The organism is Acidovorax sp. BL-A-41-H1 (genome assembly GCF_051942715.1).
The window spans coordinates 1,499,556-1,516,246 of record NZ_JBPVJQ010000003.1; the positions used below are offsets into that span (position 1 = coordinate 1,499,556).

14 protein-coding genes are annotated in these 16,691 nt (G+C 66.0%); 8 read left to right on the top strand and 6 right to left on the bottom strand.

Translation table 11 applies throughout. From position 1 onward, the window contains the following. Positions 1-4 precede the first annotated feature (4 nt). The 3 genes from ACTPOI_RS07650 (at position 5) to ACTPOI_RS07660 (ending at position 4,439) form a co-directional block, all read left to right on the top strand. Positions 5-1,195, top strand: coding sequence for an NAD(P)/FAD-dependent oxidoreductase (locus ACTPOI_RS07650; protein ID WP_440108288.1), 1,191 nt, complete (start codon positions 5-7; stop codon positions 1,193-1,195). Positions 1,196-1,360: 165 nt separating this feature from the next. After that, complete coding sequence (locus ACTPOI_RS07655; RefSeq protein WP_440107965.1) at positions 1,361-3,058, top strand: thiamine pyrophosphate-binding protein; 1,698 nt, start codon at positions 1,361-1,363, stop codon at positions 3,056-3,058. A 139-nt stretch (positions 3,059-3,197) separates the two neighbouring features. Further along, positions 3,198-4,439, top strand: a complete 1,242-nt coding sequence (locus ACTPOI_RS07660; RefSeq protein WP_440108289.1) for a Y-family DNA polymerase — start codon at positions 3,198-3,200, stop codon at positions 4,437-4,439. A 55-nt stretch (positions 4,440-4,494) separates the two neighbouring features. On the opposite strand, the gene queF is transcribed toward ACTPOI_RS07660, so the two are convergent. The 4 genes from queF to ACTPOI_RS07680 form a co-directional block, all read right to left on the bottom strand. After that, positions 4,495-5,340 (bottom strand): NADPH-dependent 7-cyano-7-deazaguanine reductase QueF, encoded by an 846-nt coding sequence (queF, locus tag ACTPOI_RS07665; protein ID WP_440107967.1) that lies wholly within the window; start codon positions 5,338-5,340, stop codon positions 4,495-4,497. A gap of 90 nt (positions 5,341-5,430) precedes the next feature. Further along, positions 5,431-6,309, bottom strand: a complete 879-nt coding sequence (locus ACTPOI_RS07670) for a 2OG-Fe(II) oxygenase (protein ID WP_440107969.1) — start codon at positions 6,307-6,309, stop codon at positions 5,431-5,433. Positions 6,310-6,453: 144 nt separating this feature from the next. Then, the gene (gene yaaA / locus ACTPOI_RS07675) at positions 6,454-7,230 is read right to left on the bottom strand and encodes a peroxide stress protein YaaA (RefSeq protein ID WP_440108290.1); all 777 of its coding nucleotides are present in this window, start codon (positions 7,228-7,230) and stop codon (positions 6,454-6,456) included. Between the two features lie 256 nt (positions 7,231-7,486). Beyond that, entirely contained in the window at positions 7,487-10,696 is a 3,210-nt protein-coding gene (locus ACTPOI_RS07680) for an Rne/Rng family ribonuclease (RefSeq protein ID WP_440107971.1), read from the bottom strand. Positions 10,697-11,293: 597 nt separating this feature from the next. On the opposite strand from ACTPOI_RS07680, the gene ACTPOI_RS07685 reads away from it, so the two are divergent. From ACTPOI_RS07685 to ACTPOI_RS07700, 4 genes are all read left to right on the top strand, one after another. Next, positions 11,294-12,313, top strand: coding sequence for an RluA family pseudouridine synthase (locus ACTPOI_RS07685; RefSeq protein WP_440107973.1), 1,020 nt, complete (start codon positions 11,294-11,296; stop codon positions 12,311-12,313). Positions 12,314-12,324: 11 nt separating this feature from the next. Beyond that, entirely contained in the window at positions 12,325-12,999 is a 675-nt protein-coding gene (locus tag ACTPOI_RS07690) for an HAD family hydrolase (RefSeq protein ID WP_440107975.1), read from the top strand. Between the two features lie 35 nt (positions 13,000-13,034). Beyond that, positions 13,035-13,412, top strand: a complete 378-nt coding sequence (locus tag ACTPOI_RS07695; protein ID WP_440107977.1) for a Rieske (2Fe-2S) protein — start codon at positions 13,035-13,037, stop codon at positions 13,410-13,412. 99 nt (positions 13,413-13,511) lie between these two features. Continuing rightward, positions 13,512-14,558, top strand: coding sequence for a S49 family peptidase (locus tag ACTPOI_RS07700; protein WP_440107979.1), 1,047 nt, complete (start codon positions 13,512-13,514; stop codon positions 14,556-14,558). Positions 14,559-14,710: 152 nt separating this feature from the next. On the opposite strand, the gene ACTPOI_RS07705 is transcribed toward ACTPOI_RS07700, so the two are convergent. Both ACTPOI_RS07705 and ACTPOI_RS07710 read right to left on the bottom strand, forming a co-directional pair. Beyond that, positions 14,711-15,496: an SAM-dependent methyltransferase gene (locus ACTPOI_RS07705; RefSeq protein ID WP_440107981.1), complete on the bottom strand. Its 786-nt coding sequence runs from the start codon at positions 15,494-15,496 to the stop codon at positions 14,711-14,713. Continuing rightward, a complete protein-coding gene (locus tag ACTPOI_RS07710; RefSeq protein WP_440107983.1) occupies positions 15,493-16,092 on the bottom strand; it encodes a Maf family nucleotide pyrophosphatase in 600 nt (199 codons plus the stop codon). Before ACTPOI_RS07710 ends, ACTPOI_RS07705 begins: the two co-directional genes overlap by 4 nt. Before the next feature lie 25 nt (positions 16,093-16,117). Between ACTPOI_RS07710 and ACTPOI_RS07715 the strand changes: the two genes are divergently transcribed. Beyond that, positions 16,118-16,666, top strand: coding sequence for a YceD family protein (locus ACTPOI_RS07715; protein WP_440107985.1), 549 nt, complete (start codon positions 16,118-16,120; stop codon positions 16,664-16,666). Positions 16,667-16,691: the final 25 nt, after the last annotated feature.

The following is a 16,691-nucleotide window of genomic DNA, read 5'->3' on the forward strand; positions in this document are numbered from 1 at the left end:
CTGGATGAGTTCTCCCTACCAATCCATCGTCATCATCGGCGGTGGCGTCATCGGCAGCGCCATTGCCTACTTCCTCACGATGCAGCAGCCCGGCTCCAACGTGACCGTGGTTGAGCGTGACCCGAGCTATGCGCGCGCTTCGTCGGCGCTGTCGGCCAGCTCGATCCGGCAGCAGTTTTCGACGGATATCAATATCGAGATTTCGGCCTACGGCATCGGCTTCTTACGCAACGTGGGCACGCTGCTGGCCTGCGACGGTGATGTGCCCGACATCGGCCTGCACGAAGGCGGCTACCTGTACCTGGCCACGCCCACAGGCGAAGCCACGCTGTGCGAGAACCACGCGCTGCAAAGGCAGCACGGCGCCGATGTGGCGCTGCTGGGCCCGGCGCAACTGGCCGAGCGGTTTCCCTGGCTGGCGCTGCAGGACGTGGCCCTGGGCTCGCTGGGCCTGTCGGGCGAGGGCTGGTTTGACGGCTACCTGTTGCTCACGGCCCTGCGCAAGAAGGCGCAGAGCCAGGGCGTGCGCTACGTGGCCGACGAGGCCGTGGGGTTTGACATGGTCGCCAGCGATGGCGTGCAGCATGTGAATGCGGTGCGCTTGCAAAGCGGTGCTGTGCTGCCCTGCCGCTACGCCGTGAACGCCGGCGGGCCCTGGGCTGCTACCGTCGCGGCCTGGGCGGGCATTGGCCTGCCCGTGGTCGGCAAGCGGCGTACGGTGTTCCACCTGGCCAGCCCGGCAACGCTGCCCGGTTGCCCGCTGCTGATCGACACCAGCGGTATCTGGCTGCGGCCCGAAGGGCGGGGCTTCATCTGCGGGTTTGCGCCCGATGCCGGTAACGATGCCGACTTTGCACCGCTGGAACCCGAATACGCGGCCTTCGAGGAACGCATCTGGCCCACGCTCGCCGAGCGCATCCCGGGCTTCGAGGCGCTGCGCATGCAGGGCGCTTGGGCGGGCTACTACGAGATGAACACCTTTGACCACAACGCCATCGTGGGCCTGCATTCGGCGTGCGACAACCTGGTGTTTGCCAACGGCTTTTCGGGCCATGGCCTGCAGCAATGCCCGGCCGTGGGGCGCGGGCTGGCAGAGCTGATGCTGACCGGGCAGTACCAGACGCTGGACCTGTCGCCGCTGTCCATTGAGCGCATTGGCCGCAATGCGCCGCTGCGTGAAAAGAACGTGATCTGATCGACGGACTCGCACTCCGGGCGACGATGTGGGAGTGCCGCTGCCGAACGGCCAGCGGACCTGCGCTTTGCCTGTGCTGGGGTACCGTGCAAGGCGCAGGCGGACGCATACTTCACCCCACCTTTGAGCCCTTGTTTTTCTGTTTATCTGTTGTGGACGCCTGACATGACCAAGCCCTCCCTGCCTGACAGCAATGCACCTCGTACCGGCGGCCAGATTCTGGTGCAGCAGCTCATCACCCACGGCGTGAAGCAACTCTTTTGCGTGCCGGGCGAGAGCTATCTGGCCGTGCTCGATGCCCTGCACGACGCCAGCATTGCCGTGACGGTGTGCCGCCAGGAAGGTGGCGCCGCCATGATGGCCGAGGCGCAGGGCAAGCTCACCGGCCAGCCCGGCATCTGCTTTGTGACGCGTGGCCCGGGTGCCACCAACGCGTCGGCCGGTGTGCACATCGCCCACCAGGACTCGACTCCCATGATCCTCTTCGTGGGCCAGGTAGCGCGTGGCGCCATGGGGCGCGAGGCGTTCCAGGAGCTGGACTACAGCGCCGTGTTTGGCACCATGGCCAAGTGGGTGGTGCAGATTGACGATGCGGCCCGGGTGCCCGAGCTGATTTCCCGCGCCTTCCATGTGGCCACCTCGGGCCGCCCCGGCCCCGTGGTGGTGGCGCTGCCCGAAGACATGCTGACCGAAGCCGCCACCGTGGCCGATGCGTTGCCCTACCAGGTGACGGAAACGCACGCCGGTGGCGCGCAAATGGCTGAGCTGGCCCAGCGCCTCAAAGCCGCGCACCAGCCGGTGGCCATCCTGGGCGGCAGCCGCTGGTCCAAGCAGGCCGTGCGCGAGTTCGTAGCCTTTGCCGAAGCGTGGTCTCTGCCGGTGTACTGCTCGTTCCGGCGGCAGATGCTGTTCCCGGCCAACCATGCGTGCTACAGCGGCGACCTCGGCCTGGGCGTGAACCCGCGCCTGCTGGCGCGCATCCGCGAGTCGGACCTGGTGCTGGTGGTGGGCGGGCGGCTGTCCGAAATCCCGTCGCAGGGCTACGAGCTGTTTGCCATTCCGAACCCCGCCCAGCCGCTGGTGCATGTGCATGCCGATGCGGATGAACTGGGCAAGCTGTACCGGCCCGCACAGGCCATCCACGCTACCCCACAAGCATTTACAGCAGCGCTGGCGCAGGTCCGGCCCGAGGAGCCCGTGGCGTGGCACGCCCACGCCGAGATGGCACGGTCTGAATACGTGCTGTGGAGTGACCCCACCCCCATCCAGATCCCCGGCAACCTGCAGATGGGCCAGGTCATGCAGCACCTCAAGTCCACGCTGCCGGCCAACACCATCTTCTGCAACGGTGCGGGCAACTTTGCCACCTGGGTGCACCGCTTCTGGCCCTTTACCACCTACGCCAGCCAGCTGGCACCCACCAGTGGTTCCATGGGCTACGGCCTGCCGGCGGGTGTAGGTGCCAAGCGCCTGTGGCCCGAGCGCGAGGTGGTGGTGTTTGCCGGCGATGGCGACTTTCTGATGCACGGGCAGGAATTTGCCACCGCCGTGCAGTACGGCTTGCCCCTCATCGTGGTGCTGCTGGACAACGCCATGTACGGCACCATCCGCATGCACCAGGAGCGCGAGTACCCCGGCCGCATCAGCGCCACGCAGCTGAAGAACCCCGACTTCAAGGCCTACGCCCAGGCCTTTGGCGGCCATGGCGAGCGGGTCGAATGCACCGAAGACTTCGCGCCGGCCCTGACCCGCGCGCGCGCCAGTGGCCTGCCCTCTGTGCTGCACTGCCTGATCGATCCCGAGGCCATCACGCCCACGGGCACGCTGCAGGGCATTCGCAGCGCGGCCATGGCGCGGCAATGAACTGCTGGCCTGTCAGCAGCCTGTCTGGCTGCCGCGCAAAATGGTGGGCGTGACCGAACCCGCTATCGACAAGGACGACCCCCGCGCCCAGCAGGCCTCTGCCGCAGGCGGCCGGTTGCGCCGCATCGCGCACCTCGACATGGATGCGTTTTTCGCCTCCGTCGAGCTGCTGCGCTACCCGCAGCTCAAAGGACTGCCGGTGGTGATTGGCGGGGGCCGCCGCAAGGTGGATGACCTGCTGCTGCAAGGCCCCGACGGAACGGGGCCGCGTGAGCCGTGCTTCATCCCGGTCGAGGACTTTCCGCTGCTCAAGGACTACGTCGGCCGCGGCGTGATCACCACTGCCACCTACCCTGCGCGGCAGTTTGGCGTGGGCTCGGCCATGGGCATGATGAAGGCGGCCAAGCTGTGCCCGCAGGCCATCGTGCTGCCGGTGGATTTTGACGAGGTGCGCAAGTATTCGCGCGCCTTCAAGGCCGCCATCCTGGACATCGCGCCGGTGATGCAGGACCGGGGTGTGGACGAGGTCTACATCGACTTCACCGACGTGCCCGGCGGCCAGCGCGAGGGCGGGCGCGTGCTGGCGCGGCTCATCCAGAAAAGCATCTTCGAGAAGACGGGGCTGACCTGCTCGATCGGCGTGGCGCCCAACCGCCTGCTGGCCAAGATGGCCAGCGAGTTCAACAAGCCCAATGGCATCTCCATCGTGTATGAGGAGGACCTGCAGACCCGCATCTGGCCGCTGCATGTGCGCAAGATCAATGGCATCGGCCCCAAGGCGGGCGAGAAGCTGGCGGGGCTGGCCATCCACACCATCGGCGAGCTGGCCTCGCAAGACCCGCAGTGGCTGATCGCAAAGTTCGGCAAATCGACCGGCGCGTGGATGCACCGCGTGGCCTGGGGCCAGGACGACAGCCCGGTGGTGACCGAAAGCGAGCCGGTGAGCATGAGCCGCGAGACCACGTTTGACCGCGACCTGCACGCCGTACGCGACCGGGCCGAGCTGTCCCGCATCTTCACCGACCTGTGCGTGCGCGTGGCCCAGGACCTGGAGCGCAAGGGCTATGTGGCGCGCACCATCGGCATCAAGCTGCGCTACGACGACTTCAAAATTGCCACGCGCGACCAGACGGCCGAGGCGTACACCGCAGACGCGGCCACCATCCGGCAGCTGGCGGGGCAGTGCCTCAAGCGCGTGCCGCTGGACAGGCGCTTGCGGTTGCTGGGCGTGCGGGCCAGCGGGCTGGTGCGTGTGGGCGACGAGTCCGCCCCAAAGGTTGCGGCCGGGTCCGAGGGTCTGCCTCTGCGGGCAACCACCGGCACGGCGGCTCGCCGCCAGCGCAAGCAGATCGAAGCCATGGAAAACGGCGAGCTTTTCTGAAGCGCCTGCAGAGGCCCTGCCGCGGACCGGGCAGTTCCCCGCGTCCTGCCGCCTTTCACTGGCGTGCCGTGCGCACGTTGCGCGGCAGACCCTGCGGGTGGCTGGTGCGCAGCGGGTTGATGTCGAGCCCGCCGCGGCGCGTATAGCGGGCATATACCGTGAGCTTGATGGGGCGGCATCGCGTCCACACGTCCATGAAGATGCGCTCGACGCACTGCTCGTGGAATTCGTTGTGGTTGCGAAAGCTCACCAGGTACTGCAGCAGGCCTTCCTGGTTGATCTGCGGGCCGCTGTAGCTGATCTGTACGCTGCCCCAGTCAGGCTGACCTGTCACGAGGCAATTGCTCTTGAGCAGGTTGCTGGTCAGCACTTCCGTCACCGGTGTCTCGTTGAACTCGGCGGTCAGCAGGTCAGGCGCAGGCTCGTAGCGTGTGCATTCCACGTCCAGCCGGTCCAGGCTCAGGCCGTCGAGTTCGTGCACGGGCTCCTGGTCAAACAGGTCAGCACCGATGAGCTTGACGCCCACCGTGGCCGGGTGCTCGGCACCGCGCCACACGGCTTCGCTGATGTCGGCACGGATTCGGGCCTGCACCTCGGCCGCGTCGGCAAAGCGGGTGTTATTGAAACTGTTGAGGTACAGCTTGAACGACTTGCTCTCGACAATGTTCGGTGTTTCGCAGGGCACGGTGATGTGGGCCAGCGCCACCTGCGGCTTGCCGCGCAGGTTCAGCCACGAGAGCTCGAACGCCGTCCACAGGTCGGCCCCGAAAAAGGGCGCCGCGCCGGTGATGCCGATCTCGGCACGCTTGCCGGCGCGCGGAATGGGAAACAGCAGGGATGCGTCGTACTGGTCGACGTATGCCGACGCCTTGCCCAGTTGTGATTGTTCTGGCGTGTTCATTGTCTATCTCTTGATTTGCTATTAAAAGTATAGCTATTGGCCATTGATTTGCCTGGGCTATAGCCCGATTTGGCTTGAAATCATGCCGAATCAGACGAATTCGCGTTCGCGCAGCCACTTGGTGGCGATCCACTTGTGCCCGGCGATCACCGGAGCACCGCCATGCAGCGTGCGTGTGCTGGGGTGGGCGCGTTCGTAGCTGAAGAACACCGCGTTGCCCCGCTGCGGAGCCACCTCCAGATGCACATCGGGAAAGACGGTGCCGCCGCCCTTTTCAGGCGTGTTCAGGTACATCACCAGGGTGCCCACGCGCTGCCCGCCGCGCTTGACGATGGTGGGCGTGCCCGGCTCGGCGGGGTCGAAATAGTCGTAGTGCGGCTTGTACTCGGCGCCGGGGCGGTAGTGCAGCACCTGCAGGCCTTCGCCATTTTCGACGGGCCACTGCAGCAGTTGCGCAATGCGCTGCTCTATGCGCTGCAGCAGCGGTGACTCGCCCCGCTGGAAGAACATGCCGTCGCTGGTGCGGTCGTCGTTGACCTCCTCGCCGCCGGTCTTGGTCGCCACCGTGAGCGAGCGCGCCATGCGGGGCTCGGCCGCGGCGATCAGCGCCTCGCATTCCTCGTCAGACAGCAGGTTGCCCAGCACCACGATGCGCGGCTGCGCCATGGCCAGCAGCACGCTCACCTGGCGATCGTCCGCATCGAGCAGGGCAGGGGATTCGTCCAGAGCAGGCTCCGGCACCGGCACGGCGGCGGGCAGCCCCTGCTGCACCGCCAGCTCGTTGAGGTGGTCCTGCAGCGTGACTTCCAGCGCCTGCGCGGCCACGTCCTCGTCCCACCCGGCATCGCGCATCGATTGCAGCACCACCGGCGCGGCAAAGCCGGCCTGGGCCTGTTCGATGATCCAGCGCCGCAACTCGGGCGTGACGGACTGGGCGGTGGTGCGGTTGGCTTGGATGCTTGAAGACATGGCAGTGTGTGTGCGGTTCCAGGCAGAAAAGTATCAGGGGCGCATTGTGAGGGTTTCGCGGTGCCGGACGCTGCCGAGCCTGCAATAGACGGCCCGGTGCAGCCGTAGGCATGCGCCGCGTCTGCCATGATGACCTCGGGTCGTCTACGGTGTCTTGCGGCGAAACACGAGCCGTTCTGCGGTGGAGACGCCCGGTGCAAAACCATAGCCGTCCAGGCCAAACGCCTCCAGCTGGTGCGGCGTGGCCACGCGGTGGGTGATGGCGTAGCGCGCCATCAGCCCGCGGGCCCGCTTCGCGTAAAAGCTGATGATCTTGTACGTGCCGCCCTTCCAGTCCTCAAACACGCATTCGATCACCCGCGCCTTGAGCACCGACAGATCGACCGCCTTGAAGTATTCCTGCGACGCAAGGTTGACCACGACCGGCGTGGTGTCGGCCCGCAGCCGCGCATTGAGGTGGTCGGCAATCTGGCGACCCCAGAACTGGTAGAGGTTGCTGCCCGCATCGGTGCCCAGTCGCGTGCCCATTTCAAGCCGGTAGGGTTGCATGCGGTCAAGTGGCCGCAGCACGCCATAAAGCCCGCTGAGCACCGCGACATGCTGCTGGGCCCAGGCTAGGTCCTGTACATCCAGCGACCGCGCCTGCAGGCCGTCGTACACATCGCCATCGAACGCCAGCAGGGCTTGCCGCGAATTGCGAACCGTGAACCGCGGCGTCCAGGCGGCATAACGTGCCACGTTCAGGGCAGCGAGCTTGTCGCTCAGATCCATCAGCGAGGCAATTTCCTGGGGCGACTTCTGGCGCAGCACTTCAATCAGCGCCTTGGACTGCGGCACGAACTGCGGCGTGGTGTGCGGCAGGTCATCGGGCAGCGGCGTGTCGTAGTCGAGCGACTTGGCGGGAGACAGCAGGAAAAGCATGGCGATGACGACGCGTGAGAAAGGGGAAACGGACAAACCGGCAACCGGTCAGGCAAAGGGCCTGGGTGGCCGATCACCGCATTGCAGTGCGCCAGGCCGAGTGCCTGGTTGCGGGCCGCCGAAATGGTACCGGCTGCAGTATGGCGACCGGACCGCGGGGTTATGGGTGCCTTGGTTGTACAAGCAAAAAGGCGGCCGAAGCCGCCTTTTTGCGCTGCGCACGGTGCCAGAGCACCAGGGCGCGAGGCTGCCTCGATCAGGCGGCCGGTGGCTGCTCGAACGGCAGCTTCATGGCCGACAGGTCGCGGCGGGTTTCCACCAGCACCAGCGGGCCTTCGTCGATGACGACCGCGGGAGGACGCTCGCGGGGCACGCGCACGGGCTGTGGCTCGGCGGCGATGGAGGCCTGCACCGCTGCCACCTTGGCCGCGTCAGAGTTCACCCACTGCAGGCCCGACGACGATGCCACCTGGTGCAGCGCATCGAGGGGCAGTTCAAAGCCCTGGACCTTGGGCATGCCGTTGCTGGCTGCGCTTGCAGTTGCCGAAGTGGCTGGCGTTGCCGGGGGAGCGACCGGTGCGGGCGCACGCGCTGCCACCGGGGCAGCAGCCTGTGCGGGCGCCTGCACAGGAGCCTGCACGGGTGCTACCGGAGCGGGGGCCGCCGCCACAGGCGCTGCCGCTGCGGCGGCAGATGCCACCTGAGCTGGCGCAGCCAAGGGCGCATGGGCGGCCGATGGCGCCTGTACAGGAGGCTGAACAGGCGCATCAGCCGCATCACCCTGCGCAGCCGCAGCAGTGTTGAAGTAGCTCCGGCGTGGGGCTTCTTCCTGCGCCGGTTCCGCTGCGCTGTCTGCGCTGGCGGCCACGGTCGGGTCAAAGTCCATCATTGCAGGTGCAGCCGAGCCAGCGGTATCGCGCGGACCACGTTCGCGGCGGTCGCGGCCGTAGCGGTCGCGTGAGCGGCGCTCGCGGCGCTGCTCTTCGGTGGCGGCGCTCCCGGTGGTCACTTCGTTGCCGGAGAGGTCCAGGTCGGGCAGGCTGGCCAGCGGGGCGGTGTCCACAAAGTCGGCGGCGCCGTTGGCGGGTGCCGCATTGGCGGCGTCCTGGCCTTCGGCCGAGCGGGGTGCCCGGTCGCCGCGCTCTGTGCGCTCGCCACGGCCGCCGCGTTCGCCGCGTTCACGGCGGGGGCCGCGCTCGCCGCGGGGCTGCTGTGGAGCGCCAGCATCGGTGGCAGCGCCGTTGCCGCCGGGCATTTCGACCTGGCCCTGCGTGCCGGTTTCGCCGTTCAGCGATGCAGCCTGGTTGCTGCGGGGCTCGGAATCCCGGCGACCACGGCCACCTTCGCGGCCGCCCTCGCGGCCATTGCGGCCTTCGCGGGGTTCACGCGGCTCGCGGGGTTCGCGCGCTTCGCTGCCCTCGGGGCGGCGTTCGCCATCGCGGGGTGCGCGGCCTTCGGCCGAGCGTTCGCCACGGCGGCCGCGGCCTTCAGACGGTGCGCCGCCTTCACGGCCACCTTCGCGCTGGCCATCGCGTGGGGCGCCATCACGGGTGCCATCACGGCCACCGCGGCGGCCGCGGCCTTCGCTGCTACGGCCATCACGGCGGGGTTCGCCCCGGCCGGTGGTTTCGGGTGTGGCGGCGGGTGCGGGTGCAGCCACCGGTGCCGGTGCCGCAGCGGGTGCGCTGCCGCCACCGAACAGGCTCTTGATCCAGCCGAAGAAGCCTTGCTCTTGTGGCGCAGCCACCGGAGTCGGTGCGGGTGCTGCCACGGGTGCAGGTGCTGCGGCGGCTGGCGCAGGGCGCTGGCCAGCACGCGGTGGGCGGGCCGCGCCTTCGGGGCGGGGCTCTGCCACGGGGGCCGGTGCGTCCGGCAGCACGCCCTTGATCACGGGCGTCTGCTTGTTGGTGGGCTCCTGCGAGCGGCGTGTCACGGCGGTGGGGTCTTCCACGTCTTCGGCGAGCTTGTAGCTGGCTTCAATGTGGTCCAGGCGCGGGTCGTCGTGCTTCAGGCGTTCCAGGCGGTAGTTGGGGGTTTCCAGCGTCTTGTTGGGAACCATCAGCACGGCCACGCGCTGCTTGAGTTCGATCTTGGCGATCTCGGTGCGCTTTTCGTTGAGCAGGAACGAAGCCACTTCCACCGGCACCTGGCAGTGCACGGCGGCCGTGTTGTCCTTCATCGACTCTTCCTGGATGATCCGCAGGATCTGCAGGGCCGACGATTCCGTGTCGCGGATATGGCCTGCGCCGCCGCAGCGGGGGCAGGGGATGGACGAGCCTTCGCTCAAAGCGGGCTTGAGGCGCTGGCGGCTCATTTCCATCAGGCCGAACTTGCTGATGGTGCCGAACTGCACGCGTGCGCGGTCCTGGCGCAGCGCGTCGCGCAGGCGGTTTTCCACTTCGCGGCGGTTCTTGCTCTCCTCCATGTCGATGAAGTCGATCACGATCAGGCCGCCCAGGTCGCGCAGGCGCATCTGGCGCGCCACTTCGTCGGCAGCTTCCAGGTTGGTGCGGGTGGCGGTTTCCTCGATGTCGCCGCCCTTGATGGCGCGGGCCGAGTTCACGTCCACGCTGACCAGCGCTTCGGTGTGGTCGATCACGATGGCGCCGCCCGAGGGCAGCTGCACGGTACGGGCGTAGGCCGACTCGATCTGGTGCTCGATCTGGAAGCGGCTGAACAGGGCGGCGTCGTCGCGGTAGCGCTTCACGCGGGCGGCATGCTCGGGCATGACGTGCGCCATGAACTGCTGCGCCTGTTCGTAGATGTCGTCGGTATCGATGAGGATGTCACCGATGTCGTTGTTGAAATAGTCGCGGATCGCGCGGATCACCAGCGAGGATTCCTGATAGATCAGGAAAGCGCCCTTGCCGCCCTTGGCGGCGCCATCAATGGCGTTCCAGAGCTTGAGCAGGTAGTTGAGGTCCCACTGCAACTCGGGCGCGCTGCGGCCGATGCCGGCAGTGCGCGCGATGATGGACATGCCGTTGGGGTATTCCAGCTGGTCCATCGCCTCCTTGAGCTCGGCACGGTCCTCGCCCTCGATACGGCGGGACACGCCACCACCACGGGGGTTGTTGGGCATCAGCACCACGTAGCGGCCGGCCAGCGAGACGAACGTGGTCAGGGCAGCGCCCTTGTTGCCGCGCTCTTCCTTTTCGACCTGGACCAGCAGTTCCTGGCCTTCCTTGATCACTTCGTTGATGCGCGCCTGGCTGGGCGACACGCCCGGGGCAAAGTACTGGCGCGAGATTTCCTTGAACGGCAGGAAACCGTGGCGGTCTTCGCCATAATCGACAAAGCAGGCTTCCAGCGAAGGCTCGACGCGCGTGACGACGGCCTTGTAGATATTGCCCTTGCGCTGTTCGCGCCCTTCAATCTCGATCTCGTAGTCGAGGAGCTTTTGTCCGTCGACGATGGCCAGGCGCCGTTCTTCGGGCTGCGTGGCGTTGATGAGCATCCGCTTCATGATGCGATTCCTTCAGTGTTTCGCGGACAGCAGCGGTGCGGCCACCCCAAGCATGGGGAAAGGCTGCGCGGGCTGCCGCCCACAGTTCCAAACCAATACAACAAGCTCTACCGGAGCTGTGAATGCCTGGACTGACGCATCGAAACGAAGGGAATTGCCGGGAATGCCAGAACCCTGCGGCGCACTAGCGCAGCAGGGAAAGGCAGGGGCGCGTGGATGGGGGCGAGTGGGAGAGGCGCAGTTTTGCTACGAAAAACGTAGCGCACTGTGCTTGGTGTGCAGGCGCTGGAGCCAGATATGGGCGTGCAGCCGGTGGCATCAGCCAACGCCACAAGGTCACCATCCAGCTCATCAACAGCCACATGCTCGCTTTGATCCGCTGACAGGCTGCATCCGGGTAGGGCGCATCTGCCAGCTTGGGGGATTCCGTATCAGTGTTTCAATCTGTCAGCCCGCCGCACGACGCGCTGGCCACCGCAGGCATCTGGCCTGCAATCTGCGAGCACGACGCCCGCTGGCATCGACCTTCCTGCGCCAGTGCAAGGGTTGCGTGGACTAAACTCCAGACAAATCAACCACTTACAAAGCAACGCGCAGGTGAAACACATTATAGGGGCCAAACCCCCATCGGACCGTACCGGGGCAGCCCCGGCGCCGGCGGCACGGATGGTCGAGGTGGATGAAGACTCGGCCGGGCAGCGGCTGGACAACTTTCTGATACGGCACCTCAAGGGCGTGCCCAAGACCCACGTCTATCGCATCATCCGCAGTGGCGAGGTGCGCATCAACAAGGGCCGCGCCAGCGCCGACACCCGGGTGGAGCTCGGTGACGTGGTGCGTCTGCCGCCCGTGCGCATCTCCGACAAGGTGGCCGAGAAGGCCGAGCGCCCGGCGCCTGCGCGCGAGTTCCCGATCCTGCTGGAAGACGAGCACCTGATCGCGCTGGACAAACCTGCGGGCGTGGCCGTGCATGGCGGCAGCGGGGTGAGCTTTGGCGTGATCGAGCAGCTGCGCCAGGCGCGCCCGGCGGCGCGGTTTTTGGAACTGGTGCATCGGCTGGACCGCGAAACGTCCGGCATCCTGCTGGTGGCCAAGAAGCGCTCGGCCCTCACGCACCTGCAGGACCAGTTCCGCGAGCGCGAGACCGGCAAGACGTATCTCGCGCTGGTGACCGGGACCTGGCCGGCCAACAAGAAGGTGGTCGACCTGCCGCTGCACAAGTACCTGCAGGCCGACGGGGAGCGCCGCGTGCGTGTCACCACGGCCGACGATCCCGACGGGATGCGCTCGATCACCTTGGTCAAGATGCGCAGCACGATAGCCGCTCGCCAGGCGCAGGGGTTGCCAGCCATGTCGTTGCTTGAAGTCACGATCAAGACAGGCCGCACGCACCAGATCCGGGTGCATTTGGCCAGCCAGGGCCACGGCATCGTGGGCGACGACAAATATGGCGATTTCGACCTCAACAAGCGCCTGCAGAAGCTGGGGATGAAGCGCATGTTCCTGCATGCCTGGCGGTTACAGTTCAACCACCCTGCCACCGGCGAACGCGTGGCGCTCAATGCCGAACTTCCGCCCGAACTGTCCGATTTTCTGCCCCCGCCTGACAAGGCGTAACCCGCTCTGCCATGCCAGCCACCCAATCCCGTTCGCGCCGTTTTGACCTGATTGCCTTCGACTGGGATGGCACCCTGTTCGACTCCACCGCCATCATCGTGCGCTGCATCCAGTCAGCGGTACGGGATGTGGGCGGAACGGTGCCCACCGACAAGGAAGCCTCGTATGTGATCGGCATGGGCCTGATGCAGGCACTGGCCTACGCCGCGCCCGACGTGCCACCCGAGAAGTACACCGAGCTGGGCAACCGCTACCGTTTCCACTACATCCAGCACCAGGATGACCTGAGCCTGTTTGATGGGGTGCTTCCGCTGCTGGCCGACCTGCGTGACCGTGGACATCTGCTGGCTGTAGCCACCGGCAAAAGCCGCCGCGGGCTCGACGAGGCCCTGCATTCGGTCGACCTGCGCGGTGTTTTCGATGGCTCGCGCACGGCCGACCAGACGGCGGGCAAGCCACATCCACTGATGCTCAAGGAACTGATGGCCGAGTTTGACGTGCCACCCGACCGCGTTTTGATGATCGGCGACACCACCCATGATCTGCAGATGGCCGTGAATGCCGGTTGTGCGAGCCTGGGTGTGAGCTACGGTGCACATGAGCCTGATGCTTTCCATGCACTCCAGCCGTTGTTTATCGCGCATTCGGTGCGCGAGATGCATGACTGGCTTCTGGAAAACGCCTGAGTCTTCTCGCGTTTTCAAACTACCAGGGTTGTGACATGACTTCAAACGGACTGAAAGTCGCCCTGTGCAACAGCGCCGATCTGCAGGATGGTGGCGATGCGGTGCCCTTCGATGTGGTCTACGCGGGGCAAACCTGCCGGGCTTTTGCCATCCGCTTTCGCGGGGTGCCGCATGCGTATCTGAACCGCTGCACGCACGTTGCCATGGAAATGGACTACCAACCCAACCGGTTTTTTGACGACACCGGCAACTGGCTGCTGTGCGCCACCCACGGAGCGGCCTACCAGCCAGCCACAGGCGCGTGTGCAGGCGGACCGTGCCGGGGTGGGCTGGTGAAAATTGCCCTGACGGAAAGTGATGGTGTGGTGCACTGGCATACTGACCACCCGTTGCAGCCTGTCGAGTTCCAGTAAACGCCAGATGATTAACCCTGATGCGCAAGCGCTTGCAGCAGTGGACGCCACTGGCATGGACGGCAGCCATTTGCAGCGGCAAGTCCGAAGCTCACTGATATGACCGATCCCCAAAACCCCAGTTCGTCCGGTTTTGATCCAAAAACCAATCCAGCGCCCGACCTGTGGGCGCCTGCAGCTACACAATCAGGAGCACCTGTGAGCGAATCATCGCGTGAACCCGGCTGGGAACGTGCTACGCTGGAAAAGCTGGCCTTCGCCGCCCTGAACGAGCAGCGCAGCGCGCGTCGCTGGAAGATTTTCTTTCGGCTGGCGTGGCTTGCCGTGATTGCCGCAGTGCTGTTCGCCGCGCTGCGACAGACGGCCCCGAGCGCTGCCAAGACAGGCCCGCACACGGCGGTTGTCGACATCAAGGGTGAAATCGCCTCGGGGGCCGAGGCCAGTGCCGAGTTTGTGGTGGCTGCCATGCGCAGCGCCCTGGAGGACGAAGGCTCCATGGCACTGGTGCTGCTGATCAATTCGCCGGGCGGCAGCCCGGTGCAGGCGGGCATCATCAACGATGAGATCGTGCGCCTGAAAGCCAAGCACAACAAGCCAATCTATGCCGTGGTGGAAGAGACCTGCGCCTCGGCTGCGTACTACATTGCGGCCGCCGCGGACGACATCTTTGTGGACAAGGCCAGCATCGTGGGCAGTATTGGCGTGCTGATGGATGGTTTTGGATTTACCGGCACCATGGAGAAGCTCGGCGTGGAGCGCCGCTTGCTGACCGCGGGTGAAAACAAGGGTTTTCTGGACCCATTCAGCCCGCAGACTGAAAAGCAGCGTGCCTATGCACAGACCATGCTCGACCAGATCCACCAGCAGTTCATCGCCGTGGTCAAGGCCGGCCGTGGCGACCGCCTCAAGCCCACGCCCGAAACCTTCAGCGGCCTGTTCTGGACCGGTCAGCAGGCCGTGGAGATGGGCCTGGCGGACAAGCTGGGCAACCTGGACTACGTGGCGCGCGAGGTGGTGAAGGCCGAGGACATCATCGACTACACCCGCCGCGACAACGTGGCCGAGCGCCTGGTCAAGCGCTTTGGCGCCGCGATGGGCGTGGGCGTAGCGAAATCGCTGGCACTGTCGGGGCCTCAGCTCCGGTAAGCGGGTTTTAAAGCGAGGTGCGCCGACTGCCTGCGTTGCCTGCGTCGGGCAAGCGGCCCAACAAAAACCCCGATGGCTTGCGCTACCGGGGTTTATCTTTTGAGCGGCGCTCGACACCGCCTGTCGGCGTGGCGCTTTACCGTATCTGATGACTAGCGGCCCAGCGCGAACACTACCGGGGTCCGGTTGTCGGGTGTGAAAGACTGCTGGCGCCACTGGTGAACCGGCTGGCTCTGGACCCGGGCCTGCGCAAGGGTGAGCCCACTGGCCAGCGCCAGACGGGTGTGGGGCTGCAACCCCTGCACCAGCGCTTGCCAAATGGCAGCGTTCCGGTAGGGAGTTTCGATGAACAGCTGCGTCTGGCCCGTCTTGTGAGCCAGGGCTTCGAGTTCCTTGATGCGGTGCTGCCGATCCTGGCTGTCTTGCGGCAGGTAGCCCACAAACGCAAAATTCTGACCGTTGAGCCCGCTGGCGGCCAGGGCCAGCAGCAACGAAACCGGGCCCACCAGGGGCACCACGGCAATGCCCAGGTCATGGGCGGCGCGCACCACCGATGACCCGGGATCGGCCACGGCGGGCATGCCGGCCTCGCTCACCAGTCCCATGTCCTGACCACCCAGCGCAGCCGCCAGCAGCGGGCGGGCGTCGAACGGGGCAGACCCTTTGTCGCCGTGGTCACCTTTCTTGTGGACCTCACGCGGCAGTTCGGTGATCACCTGCTGCTGCAGCGGTGCGGCCAGCGGATGCACGGCATCAATGCGCTTGAGGTAGGCGCGTGTGCTTTTGGCGTTCTCGCAGATCCAGTGGGTCAGGCGCGAGGCAGCCTGCAGCGTGCCCGAGGGCAGGGCGTCTTCCAGAGGGGCCTGCGTGTCACAGCCAAAATCCAGCGGTGCGGGCACCAGGTACAGCGTGCCCAATCGCGTCGGGCTGCTGTTCATGGCAGCACGAGCCCCGCGGCTCGGAGCATTCTGCAGGTGCGGATCAGGGGCAGGCCGATGAGCGCGGTCGGGTCGTCGCTCTCGATGGCATCGAGCAGTGCGATGCCAAGCCCCTCGCTCTTGGCGCTTCCTGCGCAGTCGTAGGGCTGCTCGGCGCGCAGGTAGCGCTCTATCTCGTCATCATTCAGGTCGCGGAACTTGACGCGTACAGGGGCCGTATCGACCTGCTCGAAACCCGTGGCAGTGCACACCACGGCGAGCGCGGTATGGAACACCACGGTCTGCCCGCGCATCTGCCGCAGCTGTTCCACAGCGCGCTCGTGGTGGCCGGGCTTGCCCAGCGGGGCACCATGCAGGTCAGCGACCTGATCCGACCCGATGACGACTGCCTCGGGATGCTGGGCCGACACGGCGCGGGCCTTCGCCAGTGCAAGTCGCAGGGCCAGGGCGCCCGGGGCCTCGCCGGGGGCCGGGGTCTCATCGACATCAGGGGCTGCCACCGAGAACGGGACGTCAAGCCGCTGGAGCAATTCGCGCCTGTAACGGGAGGTGGAGCCCAATACCAGGGATCGTTGCAGGGGGGAGGATGGATGCATGCGCCGATTCTCTTACACTGCAACCATGACCAAGGAATTCTCCGCACAGCGACTCGATGTCAAGGCCTTCGCACAGGCGGGCGCCAAGCTGGCTGGGCACGACTCCTTGCTGAAGTACGAGCGTCTGGCGCTGGAAGCCAAAGGCCTGCACCCCGATCTGCTGGTCGACTGGCAGGCGGAAGGCGAACTGCGCACCGCATTGGGCGGGATGAGCCAAGTCTGGTTGCACCTGAAGGTGCGGGCCAGTTTTCCCATGGAATGCCAGCGCTGCCTGACGCCCGTGGACATCCCGCTGGAGGTGGACCGCGCGTTCCGCTTCGTTGCCGACGAAGCGACGGCAGAGGCGCTCGATGACGAGAGCGAGGAAGACCTCTTGGCCATGAGTCGTGAGTTTGACCTGCGCGAGTTGATTGAAGATGAGTTGCTGATGGCGCTGCCCGTAGTGCCCAAGCATGACGAGTGCCCCACAGCGGTCCCGCTGGCGTCGTCGGATGACGATTTCGAGGAAGCCAGCGCGGTCAAACCCAACCCCTTTGCCGCATTGGCAAGCCTGCGCAAGGACGGTAAGTCCTGAAGCCTTTCCGGTCTGATCGGGCCCA